This window comes from Planococcus salinus (assembly GCF_003719725.1).
In the GTDB taxonomy this organism is placed as follows: Bacteria; Bacillota; Bacilli; order Bacillales_A; family Planococcaceae; genus Planococcus; species Planococcus salinus.
The window spans coordinates 84,903-103,008 of record NZ_RIAX01000008.1 but is presented as its reverse complement, the minus strand read 5'-3'; the positions used below and the strand labels follow the sequence as shown (position 1 = coordinate 103,008).

The window sequence follows — 18,106 nt, the reverse complement described above, 5'->3', positions numbered from 1 at the left end:
GAAAGTCCAGTTCTTTATTCAGGATACTGAGGAAATCCCAGCCCAGTATACCTGCCAGGCAGCCTGCAATTTCTTTTCACTTCGTTCAGTTCCTCCGTAGACGAGTTCGACACAAATCGAGTCAATCAACGCAGAAAAAGCCATATTTGCTGTGTCAGCTTCAATTTTTTTAATTTCGTTCAGTTCAATTGCCCGTTGGAAACGTTTCAAATACAAAGAATCGACCTGATCGATATACCTGTACAAATAATTCATGACTTCTTCGTATAAATGAGCGGGCGGAAAAAAAGAAACACGCAGCCAAAACTTCAGGCGGTTGTCATCCTGGAATCTTTCAATATACCTGTAGAGCGTTTTTATTAAGAAATCATGCAGCGGTTCATCCAAATGCTGTTTCAAATAATCCTGTTTATGTTGCTGTTCCACAACAAATGCATCTTCTAAAACGGCTAAAAACAAGTCATCTTTACTTGTAAAATGCGAGTAAATCGATTGTTTTTTCATGCCGATTTCTTCTCCAATTTGTGCCAGAGACGTTCCTTCGTAACCATTTTCCGCAAATAACTTCAATGCGGCTTCTTTTATTAATTGAGAACTCATCATTTCCCTCCTGACGACCGTTCGTCAGCTATTGTAGCAGGCTTTGAAGCGTTAATCAATCGGGGCATTTTCTTTGTTTATAAAGCCGATTCAAAAGAGTGTTAAACTAAAATATTGTCGTAATTTTCAGATCTTTATGTTACACTTTGATTACAAGTTAAATTTACATAGTATTACATTTTTAAAATATGATATTCTAGTATTTAACATATATTATCTTGCTTCTTGTGTATTGATACTTCCATATAGAAGGAGGATGCTCATGTCCACTGAAAGCATTAAAGAATTGCTCGAGACGGTATGCCGTTACAACACCGTGAATATTGTTCAAGTTTTCAGCAATGAAAAAGAAGACGTAGTGGCGGTTTCCTGTGTGAAAAACACCTCTACGTTGAAAATCGTCTTCCTTCAAGAACATACAACCGAGTATATTGACAGCATCGACAAAGCAACCGCTTTGATCGACCTGCACATCAACCAGAAACAAAATTCCTGATGCATAGAAAAAACCGTCTTTATCCGCTCAGTGGATAAAGACGGTTTTCATTTTTTGTCATCCGGCCAGGATTTGATCAATTTCCTCAAGCAATTCCGCTTCCAATTCAATTTCTGATGCTTCGATGTTCGACAGAACCTGCTCCGGCTTTTTTCCTCCAGGAATAACCGCATCCACCCCTGGTTGTGCCAGAAGCCAAGCCAATGCCAGGTTTGATACATCCGTTCCTTTCTTATCGGCCACTTTTTTCAGCTGTTCCACAATTTCAATGTTTTTCTCGAAATTCCCTTCTTGGAACAAAGGAACACGGTTGCGCCAATCACCTTCCTCCAACTTAAAATCTTTGGTATAGCGTCCGCCCAGAATACCAAAAGCCAAAGGTCCATAAGGTACTATGGAAATATCATTCTGGACACAATAAGGCAGAATATCGTCTTCAATTTTCCGGTCAAGCATGTGGTACTCCAGTTGGATTGCTGAAATTTCCGCATGCGCACTGGCTTCTTTCAATTGCTCGAGCGAAAAGTTGGAAACGCCGATTGCTTTGATCTTCCCTTCCTCTTTCATGCGGGAAAGCTCAGCGATCGCTTCTTTGACCGGCGTTTTTTCATCGGGCCAGTGAATGTAATACAAGTCCACATAATCGAGTTGCAGTCGCCGAAGACTGTCTTCCAACGCATTGCGAAGATAGGTTGGATCATTGTTTCGGGTGCCGGTGCGCCAATCGCTGCCGCCTTTTGTGGCGATGACGTACTGATTCCGGTCATATTCCTTCAGCACTTCGCCGACCAATTCTTCGGAACGCCCTTTTCCGTAGGCATCTGCCGTATCGACAAAGTTGATGCCGTGCTCCAGTGCTGCACGCACCAGTTCTTTTCCTTGTTCCTCGTTCAGATTGTCATAAAGATTATGTCCTCCGACTGCGTTCGTTCCAAGTCCGAGAGAAGAAATTTGAATATCCGTCTTTTTCAATGTAGAAAATTTCATTCTAACACCCTTTCTTTCCGCTGCTTGTTTTTTATAGTAGAGAACGCTTCCGCTCAGATTTATTCACATACTTTTCCTATACCTCTTTGCTTTCTTTGTAAACAAACGGTCATGATTATTTTTTCAGGAACAGGGAAGAGAAGAGAAACAGCATTACTTTATTAAGGAGGAACCGCCATGCGACGAAAAACCAAAACTAATCTGTTTTATGCCGGCAGCGCTATTGCCACCATTCTTTTGCTTCGGGCTAACAAAAGAAGAAAAGAGAAAGTATGGATTTATAATGACCACGATATGCGGAACAGTGCTGAAGTGGATAAAACGGAAAGCCCGAACGCCCCTATGGATCCCGCTGAAAAAGGCCTGACTGAACTTGATGCCGCTTACCGCTCTGAATGGGTGGGGATGGGTTATCCCCAAACACATCACGATTTGGGTGTCGAAGGAAAATCATAAAGTTCAGTACAACTCCTGCTGACGCTTAACCTGCCTGAGAACGGGTAATGAATACTGTTTCGATAATCTTTTACATTCGAGGAGGACCTTACATGGCTAAAGAACTTGCAATGCATGAAAAACTGGAAGTGCACGAAGTGCTGACTTTTAAGACAGCCTGCGTCGCCAAGAGCAAGCTGTTCGTCGACCTGATTGAAGACGACAAATTGAAGGAAATTGTACAGGAAGACCTTGAACTCTCCACTAAAGCGATCAAGGATCTGCGGAAGATTTTGGCTGATTCGGAGAAAGAATAATTCAACTGGAAAGGAAGGATCTTATGGCGAAAAAAGACAGTGAAAAACAAAAAGACAAAGAGAAGAAAAAACAGAAGAACAAAGAAAAAGAGACAAAACAGGAATTGCCTGATGTCGCGGTCATTGATGATTTAGTCATCGCTACTGACTTACTCGTTACCGCGAAGGCGGGTGTCCGCAATCTGGCAATTGCAATTACAGAGACAGCGACTCCTTCAGTGAAGAAGGTGCTGCGACGGGAATTGGACAATGCCATCGATACGCATGACAAAATTGCCCAGTATATGATCAAAAATGAGATGTATCATGCCTATGACATCGAAGAACAAGTCAAACACGATTTGAAAAAAGCGGACATGGCCATAAAGACATCGAAAAAATAATAAGTTGTCATGGCTTACTTCCAAAGAAAAAGGCCTTTTCCACGAGCATTGGCTCCTGGAAAAGGCCTTTTTCTTTATTTAAAAATCTTCTTCATTGCTTCAGCTGTTCCTTCAGCAAAAAATGAATAATCATTCATTTTTGTAAAACGTTTTATAGTATGTACAGCTCTTTTTCCATAGACTGAAGAAAATCATTTGTTACTCTACGGGCAGAAGGTTTTCCACGGAGGGGATAATGTAAGAACGCCCTTCCTTTTCTATGAGCCCTTGATGTACAAAAGAATTTATCATATTAGCTACTGTAACTCGGCTTGTGCCGATCAAATCTGCCAGTTCCTGCTGCGTAAACTGCATCAATATCTTAACAGCCCCCTCTTCCGAAGGCTGTCCAAACTGATTTGCCAGGTGAAACATCGTATAGCGGATACGTGTTTCCGAATCATAATAGGCACCCAGTAAATTCAAAATGGCAAGCGTTTGTGCTTTTCGGTTCAGAAAAGCCGTATATTGAGGGAGAAAATCCTCTTTCCCACTCACTATTGAAGCAAAAAGCGAAGCTTCCATTTTGATATACGTCGTTTTTGAAGCTGTGATGGCATTTTCAAAATAGTTGCCATGCAGATTGGAATCTCCAATGACTGTTCCTCCGCACATGATGAGCAACGCTTTTTCCCTTCCGTCACTTGAAGTATGAAAAAGCCGCACACGGCCTTCTTTTATGATATAAACATCTGAAGCTTGTTGCCCCACCGAGTAGATGGTTTCGTTTACGTCAATTGTTTTCTCAACTCCATATTGGTATACCGACGACCAGTCACAATCCGTGTTATCAAGCCACGGCGATAGTTCTCTCAACATTGCCACCACTCCCATTACAAGTACTAAATTCATCTTATCCCAGAAAGGTTGGTAAATAAAGATGACTTCTGCAGAACATTTCAGAAAAGAATTTCCCATCTTCCAAAGCAAGATCCAACTTTCCAGCTGTTCCCAGAGTGCCATGCACTTTTCCGTGAAAAACGCCGTCAATGCTTACCTGGAATCATGGGAAGAAAAAGGCATGGATTGGCACAATTGGATGGCGGCCTGTGAAAACGCCAGAAAGCTTTTTGCCAGGCAAATCAATGCGGCTGTCGATGAAATTGCCATTGTCAGCAGCGTTTCCCACGCAGCTTCCGCCATTTCCACCAGTCTGCAACCTGCGGACGGAAGAAACCGGATCGTTGTAACGGAATTTGATTTCCCGACAATCGGTCACGTTTGGCGCTCGGCAGAACCGCAATTTACAGTGGAGTTTTTCGAGAAGAACGAACAGGGCATCAATGACTGCTCAGATTATGAACAGCACCTGCCGGATGACTTACTGTTGTTTTCCACTTCCCATGTTAATTTTTATAACGGTTATAAACAGGACTTGCAGCGGATCAGTGATATGGTTCACAGAAAAGGCGGCTATGTTTTTATAGATGCCTATCAATCATTTGGCCAAACGCCTATTGACGTAAAAGAAATGGATGTCGACTTTTTAGCCGCAGGGATGCAGAAATATGGATTCGGCATTCCTGGCATTGCCTTCCTGTATGCAAAAAAAGATATTGTGGAGGATTTGACTCCGAGAATCACCGGCTGGTTCGGCCAGGCCAATCCGTTTGCCTTTGATATCCGCGGCAACGATTATGCACCGGCAACCAAACGGTTCGATTCAGGCACATTCCCCATGATCAACGGCTTTGCTGCAGAAGCCGCCCTCACTCTGATGCATCAATTGGATATGCCCACAGTTGAGCGGCATCTGGAAAAGCTGTCAACCGTGGCAGCACAGGAGATTGAACAAGCAGGGCTGATTAATCGGAGTCCCTTTGCCGCGCAGGAAAAAGGCTCCACCACAGCTGTGTATGCTGAAAATGCCAGCGAAGTTGAAAAACTGATGGCCGCAAAAGGCATCATCGTCTCTGCGCGGAATGATGTGATCCGAATCGCTCCTCATTATTACAATACGTCCGAAGACATCCGGACAGCCGTGAACGAATTAAAAAAATCAGTGAAAAAAGGAAGCACCACAAGCTGACCTTTTCTGAAAGCTGTGCAGGAAGGTTCATTACAATCCCGCCGAAGCGAAGGCGGAGCACACCGATTTTACAAGAAAAAAGCCGGCTCTGCGGAATCTTCCACAGAGCCGGCTTTCTCTCAAAAAAACTAAAGATCCACCGTCCTCAGTTCTTTGCTGGTTTGATAAGACGAGGCGGTATGCACATTCACATCTTCCGCCCAGGCAGATAACTGGCTTACATGCCCGATTTGGTGAGCTATGATATAACGCATCACTTGCCCCCATGTATTGACATCTGCATTTCCTTTTAACGCAGGGTCGATTTGTAAAAGGCGATTTTCCATGCTGTCTTCCCATCCTTCAACAAACGCTGCTACCTCCAGTCGACAACGGCTGTCGAGCTCTCTTATTTTCTCTAAGGAATTGTACCTGGAAAAACTTCTCCGGAAATAGGATTTTCCTTGAATCAACCGGATCCATCTCCATTCCATTTCCACAATAAGAAACAAGGTCTGTAAAATGTTGCCGGCTCCCCCTGTACGCTGACGGTATAATTCCTCTTCGGGCAGATTTTCACACCATTCATACCATTGTTTTCTTACCGTCCAGTTATAGCAGAAAATTGTCTGCATAGTGTCCCCCGCCTCTCCGCATAGAAAATTCTACCTGTTAAGTAATTGAAGCTGCCAAATTGATGGTGAAAACTTTGCTTAACAGCAATTTTACACAATGGTAACATAAAATTACAAGCTGTATTTTAAAATTTCTGATAATTTTGTGACAAAATGAAAAACTTCCCTTCTCACCAAACAATTATTTCTTCTCAGTTTATTTCTCCAGCTCCATTGTCCCAGTGATATCAATTCCATTTAAAGCCTGTGTCGCTAAACGGTCCGCTTCCGCATTCCTTTTTCGTGATACGAGTTCGTATTCAGGCTGTATACCGGACTTACTCATTTTTTCTTCTATCCGATCTGCCCAACGGCTCAATTCTTTTTCCATAACCGGCCATTCTCCACCCAGCCCATTGATCACCACTTTGGAATCTCCTATGAAACGGACCGGCAAGTCATGGACACCCAATACTTCAAGTTCCTGAAGGCTGAGGAAAAATGACGCGTATTCCGCCTCGTTATTTGACAGCAGATCATCAACTGCAGCATTCTGGCGCAATCGATACATTTTCCCGTTCTGCTCATAGTAAATGACGCACCCCAGGCCCGCCTGCTTTGTTGCCTTGTCAAACCCTCCATCAAAGTAAACCTCCACATTATGCGGTTCCGTTTCAATCCCTTTTAAATAGTTTCGAAGTTCTTTTACGGTCCAGGTACTGTCGAAGCGGTCATGGAATGCCACTGTTTTTACCCGTCCTGTGCGTTCCATGTCTTCCACAAGCAGCAATGCCTGTGCTGCAGGCATTTCATCCGATAAAAACACAGCTTCGTTCCCTTTGGGTGTCTTATATGTCCATTCAATGCGAAGTTTCATCTCATTACCTCCATTTTGCTTTGTATCTGTTCTATTGCCGTTCCTTTTTGGGCTAAACAATCTAAGGAAATAAAAAGTTCCATCCTCTGTTAGAGAATGAAACTTTTCACGTTTTCGTGGTTGCTCATTACAGCGCTTCAGCTGCTTTCTGGCGTCGGCGTATGACAACTTTCACCAACGGAACGATGAACACCGACAAAAACAGAATGCGAAACAGCTGAAAAGCAGTGACCACTGTAACGTCCGCATGTACCGAAGCTGCGATAATTCCCATCTGGTCCAGACCTCCTGGCACCAGGCTCAAAAAGCTCGTGGAAAAACTAAGGCCGTACTGGCTTTGTAAAACAAAACTCAAACCAAAAGCAAAGGCAATCAGGAGTGCGCCTGAGAAAAACGAATAAAAAATAAGCCGTGGCGTCAGCTTGATATTTTCCTTTCTCAACAGCAGCCCAATATATATGCCGATGAAGATCTGCGCCACATGAAGCAGGGAGGAAGGCAATACAGGAACTTCCACATTCACCAGATTCAAACACATAATCAAAAAAACCGGTCCAAGAAGATGAGCGGTCGGTACGTGGAATTTCTTGAACAATGACCCTGAACCATAACAAATCACCAATAACACAATCAAATAAAAGGAATAATGACTTTCAACCGGCTCTTCGACATGGGGAGATCCGCCACTGGCCACCATAAAAGGAACAATCGCCACAATCATTAAGACCCTCAGCACATGATAAAACGTCACAGCCGTCAAATCGATGCCTTTTTGCTCTTCTGCAAACGTGATGATTTGTGACAATCCACCCGGCACGCAACAAGTCAGAGCAGTGCCGTAATCCACTTTTGTCCGGCTCGCCATCAAATAACTGATGACGATAAATAACAGAAAGAAAGCGATATTGACAACGAGCATGGGAAGAAAATATTGTTTCATTCCTTGTATCGCTTCCAAAGTAAAGGCAAAGCCGATGACATATCCTGCAATGACCAGCCCTACATTGCGAAAACGAGTATGCCATTTCAACGAAATGGGTGTGAATAATTGGATGAGCAATACAGCAAACAATGGACCCAGCAGCCACGGCATCGGTGCACCGATTACAGTAAACAGAAAAGCTCCAGCAAGTCCTGCTGCAAAAGCTTTTCCCATCTGGATAAAGTTCATTCAGTCATCTTCTTTCTCTTATGCAAATGTCATTTTTTTATTACAGCGCCTTTAGGCCTGTCTTCTGAAATTTCTTTACAGCCTTCCACCTAATCAGTGTACTTCAAAGTCTAGTTCTTCCCCTTTTAGAAATTTGCGGATATTGGACACAGAAACTTCTCCAATCCTTGCAACCGATTCATATGTGGCTCCGCCGACATGCGGTGTTGCGATTACATTTTCAAGAAGCGGCAATTCATTTGTCACGGGCTCTTGTTCGAAAACGTCCAAAGCGGCACCTTTGATCTGCCTGTTCCGCAACGCTTCGATCAACTCTTCTTCGTTAACCAGTGGTCCACGGGAAATATTAACCAAAATCGCCGTCGGTTTCATCCAGGACAATGTTTCCTTGTTGATCAGATGCCTTGTTCTGTCACTCAGCGAAGTCGCAACCATGATGAAATCCGCTTCCCGGAATAGATATTCGCGTTCTACGAATACAGCGTTCAACGCTTCCGCCGCCGCATGGTTTTGGTAATTGCCATAGACAATCGTTTCCATATCAAAACCTTTCGCACGCTTGGCCAATGCTTGTCCAATGGCCCCGAATCCGATAATGCCAAGTTTCTTGTTATGTATTTCAAACCCCATCGTCAGTTCCCACTGCCGGTTTTTCATCTCTTTGTCTTTCCGTGGAATTTCCCTTGCTGCCGACAACAGTAAGCCAAACCCATGATCTGCAGCAGATTGTGCATTGACACCCGGGGCGTTTGTTACGCGTATTCCTTTTTGGTTTGCATAAGACACATCAATGTTGTCATATCCTGCCCCATACTTTAAGACATACTTTAATTTCGGAGCAGCATCGATGATTTCTTTATCGATCTTCACGACAGCTACAAGGATGATATCGACATCTTTCACTTCTTTTTTCAGCGTCTCTTTATCAATCCCTTCGTCTGTATACAATGTTCTTACTTCACCAAACTCTGTTAAAGTTTCCATAAGGCCTGGGTTTGCTTCATAAAAAGGGTCCCTCAACATTAACAACAACTTCATACCTGTTCCTCCAATATCCTTCTCTGCTTTTTTCATCGCTGAACTCCAAGTCATGCCCCGTATCAAAAGATAAAGCCATTTAATCAATTATTCAGCCATTTATCAATTTTATCACTTTATGGCTGTTTGTGTTATACAAGCTGTTTTCAATAGAAAAACCCGGTGTTGCCTCATAGCGGCAACACCGGGTTTTGTGTGACAGATTACTGTTCGATGGTGACATCTCTCAGTTGGTAAATACCCGTTGCATCGATATCAAATCCACTTACAGTGTCTGCAACGCCAACCAGGTAATCCTGGTGCAGCAAGTAAGCCATTGGCGCATCTTCTGCCAGGATCGCTTGTGCTTCAGCGTAAATTTCCATACGTTCTTCTGTATCTGTTGAACGGCGTCCCTGGTTCAGCAATTCATCGAACTCAGGATTGCTGTAGAAACTGCGGTTCCCCGGGTTCCCCAGTGAATCGGTGTGGAACAACGGATACAACGTGTAATCTGCATCGCCTGTAGAGTTTGACCATCCAAGGATGAACATGTCATGATCGCCAGCGGATGTGCGTTCGATATACGAACCAAACTCCATGACTTCGATGGACACGTCGATGTTCAATTCAGCAAGAGCTTCCTGCACCAATACGGCAATTGACTGGCGCTGCGGGTTGTCGTTGGTCCAGATGCTTGTCGTAAAGCCGTCTGCATAGCCAGCCTCTTCCAACAATGCACGCGCCTGGTCCATATCGTATTCAATGGACTCGACGTCATCTGTATGACCGAAGATTCCCGGCGCCACAGGCCCTTTTGCGACCGTGCCGATGCCATCATAAATACCGGTGATGATCGCTTCACGGTCTACTGCGTGAGAAATTGCTTTGCGTACTAATGGATCATCGAAAGGCGCTTTCTGCGTATTGAATCCAAGATAAGCCAAGCTGACCGATTGCTGCTGATTAATGGAAGCAACACCGGAGTTGTTAATGCGTGACACTTCGTTCGGCTGAACCGGATCGATGATGTGCACGTTTCCTGTTTCAAGGTCCGCTGCACGAACTTGAGAATCCGGGACGACACGGAATGTTGCCGAGTCCACTTTTGCTGGTTCGCCCCAATATTCTTCGTTTTTCACAAGACGGATTTCAGAACCCGGCTCCCATGAGTCGAATTTAAAGAAGCCAGTGCCAATCGGGTTTTCAGAAACGACTGAGAATGGATCTGCGCCGCCTGCCACCGCTTCGTAATCCGCTTCAATCGAAGCTGGTGAAATCATGCCGCCTCCTGCATGTGACAAGTGAGCAAGAAGTGGTGAAAATGCATACTCCGTCGTAAGCTGCACTTCGTATTCGCTGAGTACTTCCACTTCTGAAATCATGGCAAATAAATTATAGCGAGGAGAAGCCAGGTCCTCGTCTCGGATGCGATCCAAGTTGGCTTTTACGGCTTCCGCATTGAAAGCTTCGCCATCATGGAAAGTGACATCTTCTCTTAATTTAAACTTCCAGGTTACTTCATCCACCGGTTCCCACGATTCTGCAAGGCCAGGGATAATTTCATTATTTTCATCTCTGTTGACCAATGTTTCAAAAATATTTTCCTGGATTACGGATGATGGAACATCATTCGCTCCATGGGGATCCAAAGAGGAGGCATCCGAAAGTACGGCAAGCACCAAGTCTCCGCCCGGTTCTCCGCCTTCTGTTGCTGTGCCTTCTTCAGGCTCTTCTGTACCGCCACTGGTAGAACCATCATCTCCACCGCCTGCGCATGCTGCCAAAAACAATGCCAGCACCAACAACAGTAAAAATGACCAAAGTGATTTTTTCGATAACGCCATGCTCTTTCCCCCTATAACCATATTTATCAAATATTACAAACCACATAATATTCTGATAAGTATAGTAGCACAATAAATTCCAATCAACAATATATTTTTTCATAGATGTAAAAATATTTATTAGGGACAGTGAACAAAACGATGCGGCAGTACATTTTTTCTCTATAATATAAGGAGCCATGCTTCACTAGTGGAGGCTTTAAAGATTCGATATAATGATAGAATATCATTTGGCAGAGGCAGGCCTCCGCTGAGTGCCAGGATCCACTGACCGTTCAGAGCGGGACGAACATTCATCGTATACCACAAGGAGGGCACTATGAAAGAGTTGCATGAAACAAACCCGTTCAAGAAACCTTTTGGCAGCTTGAACGAATTGATAGATAACATTACGGCTGTTCTTGGTTGTCCAGTTACCATTGAAGATGCCAATCATCGCCTTCTTGCATATAGTTCCCACGAAGACGGAACAGATTCAGCAAGAGTCGGCACGATTATTTCCCAGCGGGTCCCCGAAAAAGTGATCAACCGGTTATGGAAAGAAAAAGTGATCCCCAGGCTGATGCAAACAGAAACCGCTCTTCGCATCCCCACCATTGAAGAAATTGGCCTGCGTGACCGTGTGGCCATTTCCATTCGCAAAAACCAGGAAGTGTTGGGCTATATCTGGGCCGTCGATGAACAAAAAAAGTTGTCAGCCGAGCAATTGAGCCTCCTCAAAGACGCGGCTGGTGCTGCGACTCCATTATTGCTCAAACTCCATCTGCAGCGGAAAAGGAAAAAAGAAAACTACCAGGATTTCTTCTGGCAGTTGCTGATGGGACATTACCAGTCAAACGAAGAAATTCAGCAGCAATTCTATGAACTGCAAATTACAATGCCCGCTCAATTTGCTGTTCTGGTATTTCGATTCGAGCAGGAGATTACAGGGAAAGTTGAAGAACAAATCACTTACTTGATTGCAACCAGCCAAAAAATCACCAATCATTTTCTCATCGTGATGGAAAATGAACTGATTTTGATCGCTTCTCCCCACCCTTCTCAGCCTGATGAAAAAGTTTTCAAAGAATTCATTTCCTACTTTATTATGGAGATGGATAACCGATTTTCCATCAGAGGCATCAAGGGAAGTTCAGGCACTATTTACCACAGCTTTGACCGGGCAGAAACAAGTTACCAGCAAGCCCTGAAAGTGCTGAAATTAAAAGAACAGTTTCCCGAAGATTTACAGAAGGTTTTCCATTATCATCAATTGGGCATTTTCCAATACTTAGATGCCATTTTGAAGGAAAAGAAGACATCACCATATGAGCATCCAGCCATTACAAAATTGGAGAACTATGACCGGCTGCACAATACCAATTTCCTGGAAACCCTCGAAGTTTTTGTTCAGCATGACAGCAATGCCCACGAAGCGGCCCGGCTATTGTTTGTCCATGTCAATACATTGAATTACCGTCTGAAAAGAATCCGTGAAATTGGAGATTTGGATTTGAAAAACGCTTACGAAAAAATGGCGGTGTTAGTGGATTTGAAAATTCGGCGCCTCCAATAGCTGATTCCGTTTGTGAAATTTCACAAACGAAACCATACTGATTTTCTATTTGAAACAATGAAAAAGCTTTTCTCCGGTTCTATACTTAGGGCAACCTATTAAATTGGAACTCAAGGAGGATGCGTATATGTTAATCGGGATTCCCAAGGAAATCAAAAACAACGAAAATCGTGTGGCCATTACGCCGGCAGGAGTCGACGCTCTTGTCAAAGCAGGCCATAAAGTGATGATTGAAACAGAGGCCGGCGTCGGAAGCAGCTTTACAAATGAGGATTATTCAGAGGTCGGAGCTGAAATCGTGGAAACGGCCAAACAGGCCTGGTCGGCTGAAATGGTGATGAAGGTCAAAGAGCCGATTGCTTCTGAGTACCAGTATTTTCGCGAAGACCTGACTTTGTTCACCTACTTGCATTTGGCAGCAGAACCGGAACTGGCGAAAGCATTAACCGAAAAAAATGTTACCTCGATTGCATATGAGACTGTGGAAACGAACCGTACACTCCCCTTGCTGACACCGATGAGCGAAGTGGCTGGACGCATGTCCGCCCAAATCGGTGCCCAGTTCCTTGAAAAAGTCCATGGAGGCAAAGGCATTCTCCTTGCCGGTGTGCCGGGCGTCAAGCCGGGTAAGGTAACAGTCATCGGTGGTGGCGTAGCTGGAACAAACGCCGCCAAAATGGCAGTGGGACTCGGAGCGGAAGTGACCATCGTCGATTTAAGTCCGGAGCGCTTGCGTCAACTCGACGACCTGTTCGGGAACGACGTGGTGACGTTGATGTCCAACCCGTTTAATATTGCGGAAGCTGTCAAAGACTCGGATCTGGTAATCGGAGCTGTGTTGATCCCAGGTGCAAAGGCGCCGAAGCTTGTCAGTGAAGAAATGATTCAATCGATGAAGCCAGGGTCTGTAGTCGTTGATATCGCGATTGACCAGGGCGGTATTTTTGCAACAACCGACAAAATCACCACCCATGACAATCCAACTTATGTAAAGCATGACGTGGTCCATTACGCAGTGGCCAACATGCCGGGAGCGGTGCCGAGAACATCGACCATTGCCCTGACAAACGTCACTGTATCCTATGCTTTGCAAATTGCCAATAAAGGCGTCAAAAAAGCGGTAGCTGACAACCCGGCTTTGAAGCTCGGCGTCAACACCGCAAATGGCAGCATCACCTATGAAGCAGTTGCCAAAGATTTGGGCTATGATTATGTCCCGGTCGAAACTGCACTGGAAAAAGCGGCGGCTGCCAAATAAACCGACAACACCTCCTCTTGAATCGTCTCATGAGGAGGTGTTTCTTATGGAAAAATCAAAATCTGTAATGCCGGATTCCCGCGTTTCCGCCTTTTGTAACATTACGGGGCAGTTGATGAGTTTTTTCAAGATGGCGGTTATATGACTGTTCCACTTCCATTTCGATACGAATCAGCATCCAGACTGCCAAAGCAACCTGCAAAAAGACAAGCGCCAGAAACAAAAAGTTCGAAAAGATTTCAGTTATCGAATAAAAAGCGAACAGCAGCATCAATTGAGCAAGAAAGATTTTTCCGGTGCGCATCACCAGAGAAAGCCCCAATACGAGAATTGCCATAATGTAGATCCAGCCGTGACCTGCCATAAGAGAAGTAAACGAGAAATCGAATGAAAATATGGAGACTACTGACAAGTTGATCATTGATCGACACTCCTTTTTTTATTTTTTCAGCATCCATTTCTGACGCTGTGTGATTCTTCGTTACTTTCATTATAGATTTCTGAGCGCTCTCTTCATTGACGCACATCAATTTTTCAAATCAAATGAACCCGTCAAAATAAATATTTTTTGGCCTGTATTTTCAATTGAAATCCCCTGAATTATAATGAAATGAAAAAAGCGATTTTAAAGGGGAAGACAGAATGACACAGCCACCGGCCACACAAAAACAAGTTTTATCCTGGATGATTCTGATTGTGGGAACTTTGCTGTTGCTTTACATCACTCCAAGCATTCTCATCACCGTTCTCCTTCCTTTTTGGAAACCGGAAGATTTCAGTGCGGTTTCAGCAATGTTCGCACTGGTGGCCCTCGGCTTTGCCGCTGTTACAGCATGGGCAATGAAGCGGTCCTACAGATCATTGAAGTACAGAAAAGCCAAATCTCCTGCCCCAGCCAAAACGCCAGTCCCTGCCGCCTCCGAAAAGGAAGCCTCCTTTCTTTCAACCAAGGAAGCCGCACCAACGGAAACAAAGACATTGATTTGGCCATGGCTGGTGATCGGCTGCGGTGCCTTACTTTTAATCAGTTCCGGACCAGCCGTCGTCATGCTGCCGATTGCCCCGCTTTTCCTGGCAGCCATGTCTACTGATTCCGGCAACACACCGGCTTATGTATCCGTTTCCATTGTCATGATCGGATATGGAATGATGATCGCCTATGCCGTCCTGTTGTTCTTCGCTGTCAAAGCATTGCGCGCCCGTTAAACAAAGCGAGCTTCTTTTTTAACCGTCCAACCAAAAAAATCGCTTTGCCTCAAAGGCAAAGCGATTTCTATCTACTATTTTCCGGTCACAAGTGGACAGGACGGATCGCTCGTCCATTCATTCATGGACCCATCATAAACCGCTACGTTTTCCTGTCCCAGTTTATTGAGCATCAAGGCGTTCCATGTCGCTGCAATGCCGCCTCCGCAATACGTAATCACTTTTTTACCGGAATCCAGGGCACCCGCCTGTTCGAATGTTTTGCGCAGAACCTGATCTTCATGCACTTTTCTTGTTGCCTGATCTGCATGGACTCCAAAAAATACATTGACGCTGCTTGGAATATGCCCTTTTCTTGAATAAGTCTCAGTTTCTCCTCTGAAATCTTCTGGAGACAAGCTGTTAATAAGCACAATGTTGTCGTCGTCCATGGCTCTTTTGACGTCTTCTTTTGTCGCCAGCAGCTCTGGACGGCGCTCACCGGTAAATGAGGCTGCAGGATAATCGGCAACCTCAGTCGTCACAGGCCTTCCTTCCTCTTTCCACTTCGGCAATCCACCTTCAAGGACCGCAATATGTTCAAACCCTTCGTAGCGCATCTGCCAAGCCAGCCGCGAAGCCCAGTAAGCCGCAATGACCGGGTCCCCTACCATGGCTCCCTGGTCGTAAATTACGGTATAGGTGTCATCGCCGACTCCCAGTTCCGTCATTTTGCTGATGAACTGTTGGCGGGACGGCACGGTAAACGGCAATGACGATTCAGGATCAGAGAAGTCGTTTATCAGATCCGCAAAAACAGCTCCTTTGATATGTCCTTCTTCGTAGGAATCTCTTCCTGATTGAATCGTCGGACTTCCGCCATTTTCAGGTATGGCCATAAATGTGGTAGCATCAAGAATACGCAAGTATGGATCGTCCAGTCTTTCAGCCAGCCAGTTTGTATCTACAATATATGGTACTTCTTTCACTATCGTTTCCTCCTTTTCGGGACTCCTTGGCTTCCCGTTATTTAATCCGGGTACCCTTTCAAACATAGCCTTTAAACATAACACTACTGGCAAACCACCAAGAAAAGAAGGTCTTTCACCGCATTTTCGGGAATCGCAGTTTGATCAACCGGTAAAAATTCTGCACAATCGCTTTCCCTACCGCATAAAAAGGAATAACGAGGATCATTCCGATAATTCCCGCAAAATTCGCTCCGATGTACAACAGAAAAATAATCGTGACAGGATGAGTGGCCAGTTTTTTTCCCATAACATTGGGAGAAATGAGGTTGCTTTCAATCTGCTGGATGATCAAGATGGCAATCCCCGTCCACAATGCCAGCCACGGATCTTGAAAAAAAGCCACAATCAGTACAGGGATGGCTCCAATGAACGGTCCCAGGAAAGGGATCAAGTTGGTGAACATGGAAACGAGCGCCAAAATAATGGCATATTCAAGCCCCAGCAGATTGTAGGCAATTAAACTCAAAACACCAACGAACAAGCTTACAATTGCCTGCCCCTGGATAAAAGCGCTGAGGTTCTCATCCATGTCATGCAGGATTTTCCGTCCATCTTCCCTGGAGTCCTGCGGCACGATTTTCAGGATGTTATCCGGCATCCTTTCCCCGTCTTTCAATAAGAAGAAAAGAATGAATGGAACAATGACAAGCGATGTAACGATACCGAAAAAACTTCTCAAGAGATTGAGGATTCCTCTGCCGATATCGGTAAAAGCAAGAGAAAAATTGTTGGCAATCGACTCGGGGTCCAGTTCTGGCAAAAACGCCTGTTGTTGTATATACAGCCACCAGTCACTGGAAAGCGCTTGGTCGGCCCAGAGTTGGACACGCTGAACCGCAAAAGGAAAATTGTATGCCAGCGTCATTACTTGATCGGCAAGTCTGGGGCCGAACCACACGACCAACCAGGTCACAACACCGGTAAAAGCCAGAAAGACAATGAGAATTGCCACGACCCGGTGCATCTTTTTCTCCAACAGATAAACAAGCGGCCGAAAAATATAATAAAGCACGCCCCCTATTATGACCGTCGGCGCAATTGTGGAAATGACAATTTGTATGGGATATAAGATAAACGGAACACGCATCAATAGATGGACAATGATCAGGATCAGCACTGTGCTGTACAAAAAAAGGAACCATTTGGTTTTCGGCATACTGCACCTCTCCGTTCTGCTTTTCCGCCGTTTCCCGCCCGGAATTAAGCTAATGACTTCCTGTTTTAAAGCATTCCATAAAAAGTTGTAATCTCCTTTATTATTTCGACATCCTCCTCCAGCCGGCTTTCTGTATTTGGCGACTGTCCTCCTTTATACTACAATAGAAGAAACAAATCCTATTTAGCCAATAAGAAAGGTTGTTTACTAATGAAACCAGTCAATAATGTCACAGACCTGATCGGTGGGACACCGGTAGTCAAGCTCAATCGACTCGTGCCTGAAGGAGCTGCTGACGTTTACGTGAAACTCGAAATGTTCAACCCCACCAAAAGCGTGAAAGACCGCGCCGCCTTTAATATGATAAAAATGGCGGAAGAGCAAGGCATCATCCAGGAAAACGCCACCATCATCGAACCGACAAGCGGAAATACGGGCATCGGACTTGCCATGGTGGCAGCTGCCAAAGGCTATCGCGCCATTCTTGTCCTCCCTGACAATGCAACACTGGAACGGATCAACTTGTTGAAAGCATTTGGAGCGGAAGTAGTATTGACGCCGAATGATGAAAAAATGCCGGGTGCCATCAAAAAAGCGTTGGAGCTGAAAGAGAAGATTCCGAACAGTTTCATTCCACAGCAATTTGAGAATAAAGCAAATCCGGATATCCACCGGTCCACCACCGCATTGGAAATACTTGAGCAGATGAATGGCAAGCTGGATGCTTTCGTTGCTTCAGCGGGAACCGGCGGGACCATTACAGGAACGGGTGAAACTTTGAAAGAAAATCTGCCCGACCTCCATATCGCAGTGGTCGAGCCAAAAGGTTCACCTGTTTTATCAGGCGGAAAACCCGGCAAGCACAAACTGGTCGGCACCAGTCCCGGCTTTATCCCTGATATTCTGAATACGGAGGTTTATGATGAAATCATGGCGATAGAAGATGAAGACGCCATCGATATGTTCCGCAGAACGGCGCGTGAGGAAGGCATTTTCATCGGACCTTCTGCCGGCGCCACCGTTTATGCGGCAATCGAAATCGCCAAACGGCTGGGTACCGGCAAAAAAGTATTGTGTATTGCTCCGGACACCGGCGAACGGTACCTGAGCATGAATTTATTTAATTGAAG

General features: G+C 44.9%; 20 protein-coding genes. 9 read left to right on the top strand and 11 right to left on the bottom strand.

The genetic code is table 11. From position 1 onward, the window contains the following. Nucleotides 1–18: 18 nt before the first annotated feature. A complete protein-coding gene (locus tag EEX84_RS11690; RefSeq protein ID WP_123165824.1) occupies nucleotides 19–600 on the bottom strand; it encodes a TetR/AcrR family transcriptional regulator in 582 nt (193 codons plus the stop codon). A 262-nt stretch (nucleotides 601–862) separates the two neighbouring features. Here EEX84_RS11690 and EEX84_RS11685 point away from each other — a divergent pair, with 262 nt between their 5' ends. After that, a complete protein-coding gene (locus EEX84_RS11685) occupies nucleotides 863–1,096 on the top strand; it encodes a hypothetical protein (protein ID WP_123165823.1) in 234 nt (77 codons plus the stop codon). Nucleotides 1,097–1,153: 57 nt separating this feature from the next. On the opposite strand, the gene EEX84_RS11680 is transcribed toward EEX84_RS11685, so the two are convergent. Further along, on the bottom strand, nucleotides 1,154–2,083 hold the full coding sequence (locus tag EEX84_RS11680; RefSeq protein WP_123165822.1) for an aldo/keto reductase: 930 nt from the start codon (nucleotides 2,081–2,083) through the stop codon (nucleotides 1,154–1,156). A gap of 177 nt (nucleotides 2,084–2,260) precedes the next feature. On the opposite strand from EEX84_RS11680, the gene EEX84_RS11675 reads away from it, so the two are divergent. The 3 genes from EEX84_RS11675 to EEX84_RS11665 all read left to right on the top strand — a co-directional run bounded on the left by EEX84_RS11675 (nucleotide 2,261) and on the right by EEX84_RS11665 (nucleotide 3,218). Then, complete coding sequence (locus tag EEX84_RS11675; protein ID WP_123165821.1) at nucleotides 2,261–2,539, top strand: hypothetical protein; 279 nt, start codon at nucleotides 2,261–2,263, stop codon at nucleotides 2,537–2,539. A 92-nt stretch (nucleotides 2,540–2,631) separates the two neighbouring features. Next, the gene (locus EEX84_RS11670; protein ID WP_123165820.1) at nucleotides 2,632–2,835 is read left to right on the top strand and encodes a spore coat protein; all 204 of its coding nucleotides are present in this window, start codon (nucleotides 2,632–2,634) and stop codon (nucleotides 2,833–2,835) included. A 23-nt stretch (nucleotides 2,836–2,858) separates the two neighbouring features. After that, on the top strand, nucleotides 2,859–3,218 hold the full coding sequence (locus tag EEX84_RS11665) for a spore coat protein (protein WP_123165819.1): 360 nt from the start codon (nucleotides 2,859–2,861) through the stop codon (nucleotides 3,216–3,218). Between the two features lie 198 nt (nucleotides 3,219–3,416). Here EEX84_RS11665 and EEX84_RS11660 read toward each other — a convergent pair whose 3' ends face one another. Then, entirely contained in the window at nucleotides 3,417–4,076 is a 660-nt protein-coding gene (locus EEX84_RS11660; protein WP_158599113.1) for a Crp/Fnr family transcriptional regulator, read from the bottom strand. A gap of 61 nt (nucleotides 4,077–4,137) precedes the next feature. Here EEX84_RS11660 and EEX84_RS11655 point away from each other — a divergent pair, with 61 nt between their 5' ends. Next, a complete protein-coding gene (locus EEX84_RS11655; protein WP_123165817.1) occupies nucleotides 4,138–5,286 on the top strand; it encodes an aminotransferase class V-fold PLP-dependent enzyme in 1,149 nt (382 codons plus the stop codon). Nucleotides 5,287–5,414: 128 nt separating this feature from the next. Here EEX84_RS11655 and EEX84_RS11650 read toward each other — a convergent pair whose 3' ends face one another. The 5 genes from EEX84_RS11650 to EEX84_RS11630 form a co-directional block, all read right to left on the bottom strand. Further along, a complete protein-coding gene (locus EEX84_RS11650; protein WP_123165816.1) occupies nucleotides 5,415–5,900 on the bottom strand; it encodes a DinB family protein in 486 nt (161 codons plus the stop codon). A 196-nt stretch (nucleotides 5,901–6,096) separates the two neighbouring features. Next, a complete protein-coding gene (locus EEX84_RS11645; protein WP_123165815.1) occupies nucleotides 6,097–6,756 on the bottom strand; it encodes a ribonuclease H family protein in 660 nt (219 codons plus the stop codon). A gap of 127 nt (nucleotides 6,757–6,883) precedes the next feature. Next, entirely contained in the window at nucleotides 6,884–7,927 is a 1,044-nt protein-coding gene (locus EEX84_RS11640) for an AbrB family transcriptional regulator (protein WP_123165814.1), read from the bottom strand. Nucleotides 7,928–8,020: 93 nt separating this feature from the next. Further along, nucleotides 8,021–8,965, bottom strand: coding sequence for a phosphoglycerate dehydrogenase (locus EEX84_RS11635; RefSeq protein ID WP_123165866.1), 945 nt, complete (start codon nucleotides 8,963–8,965; stop codon nucleotides 8,021–8,023). Nucleotides 8,966–9,168: 203 nt separating this feature from the next. Beyond that, entirely contained in the window at nucleotides 9,169–10,791 is a 1,623-nt protein-coding gene (locus EEX84_RS11630) for a glutathione ABC transporter substrate-binding protein (protein ID WP_123165813.1), read from the bottom strand. Between the two features lie 319 nt (nucleotides 10,792–11,110). Between EEX84_RS11630 and EEX84_RS11625 the strand changes: the two genes are divergently transcribed. After that, nucleotides 11,111–12,346 carry a PucR family transcriptional regulator gene (locus EEX84_RS11625; RefSeq protein ID WP_123165812.1) on the top strand — a complete coding sequence of 412 codons (1,236 nt, stop codon included), beginning with the start codon at nucleotides 11,111–11,113 and terminating at the stop codon, nucleotides 12,344–12,346. 127 nt (nucleotides 12,347–12,473) lie between these two features. Beyond that, nucleotides 12,474–13,604 (top strand): alanine dehydrogenase, encoded by a 1,131-nt coding sequence (ald, locus tag EEX84_RS11620; protein WP_123165811.1) that lies wholly within the window; start codon nucleotides 12,474–12,476, stop codon nucleotides 13,602–13,604. Nucleotides 13,605–13,659: 55 nt separating this feature from the next. Here the strand turns inward: ald and EEX84_RS11615 are convergent, their stop codons facing one another. Beyond that, nucleotides 13,660–14,025, bottom strand: a complete 366-nt coding sequence (locus EEX84_RS11615) for a hypothetical protein (RefSeq protein ID WP_123165810.1) — start codon at nucleotides 14,023–14,025, stop codon at nucleotides 13,660–13,662. A 221-nt stretch (nucleotides 14,026–14,246) separates the two neighbouring features. On the opposite strand from EEX84_RS11615, the gene EEX84_RS11610 reads away from it, so the two are divergent. Next, nucleotides 14,247–14,810 carry a hypothetical protein gene (locus EEX84_RS11610; RefSeq protein ID WP_123165809.1) on the top strand — a complete coding sequence of 188 codons (564 nt, stop codon included), beginning with the start codon at nucleotides 14,247–14,249 and terminating at the stop codon, nucleotides 14,808–14,810. Nucleotides 14,811–14,884: 74 nt separating this feature from the next. Here the strand turns inward: EEX84_RS11610 and EEX84_RS11605 are convergent, their stop codons facing one another. Both EEX84_RS11605 and EEX84_RS11600 read right to left on the bottom strand, forming a co-directional pair. Next, nucleotides 14,885–15,778 (bottom strand): sulfurtransferase, encoded by an 894-nt coding sequence (locus tag EEX84_RS11605; protein ID WP_123165808.1) that lies wholly within the window; start codon nucleotides 15,776–15,778, stop codon nucleotides 14,885–14,887. 115 nt (nucleotides 15,779–15,893) lie between these two features. After that, on the bottom strand, nucleotides 15,894–16,976 hold the full coding sequence (locus tag EEX84_RS11600) for an AI-2E family transporter (RefSeq protein ID WP_123165807.1): 1,083 nt from the start codon (nucleotides 16,974–16,976) through the stop codon (nucleotides 15,894–15,896). Nucleotides 16,977–17,186: 210 nt separating this feature from the next. Here EEX84_RS11600 and cysK point away from each other — a divergent pair, with 210 nt between their 5' ends. Beyond that, on the top strand, nucleotides 17,187–18,104 hold the full coding sequence (cysK, locus tag EEX84_RS11595; protein ID WP_123165806.1) for a cysteine synthase A: 918 nt from the start codon (nucleotides 17,187–17,189) through the stop codon (nucleotides 18,102–18,104). The last annotated feature ends 2 nt before the right edge of the window (nucleotides 18,105–18,106 follow it).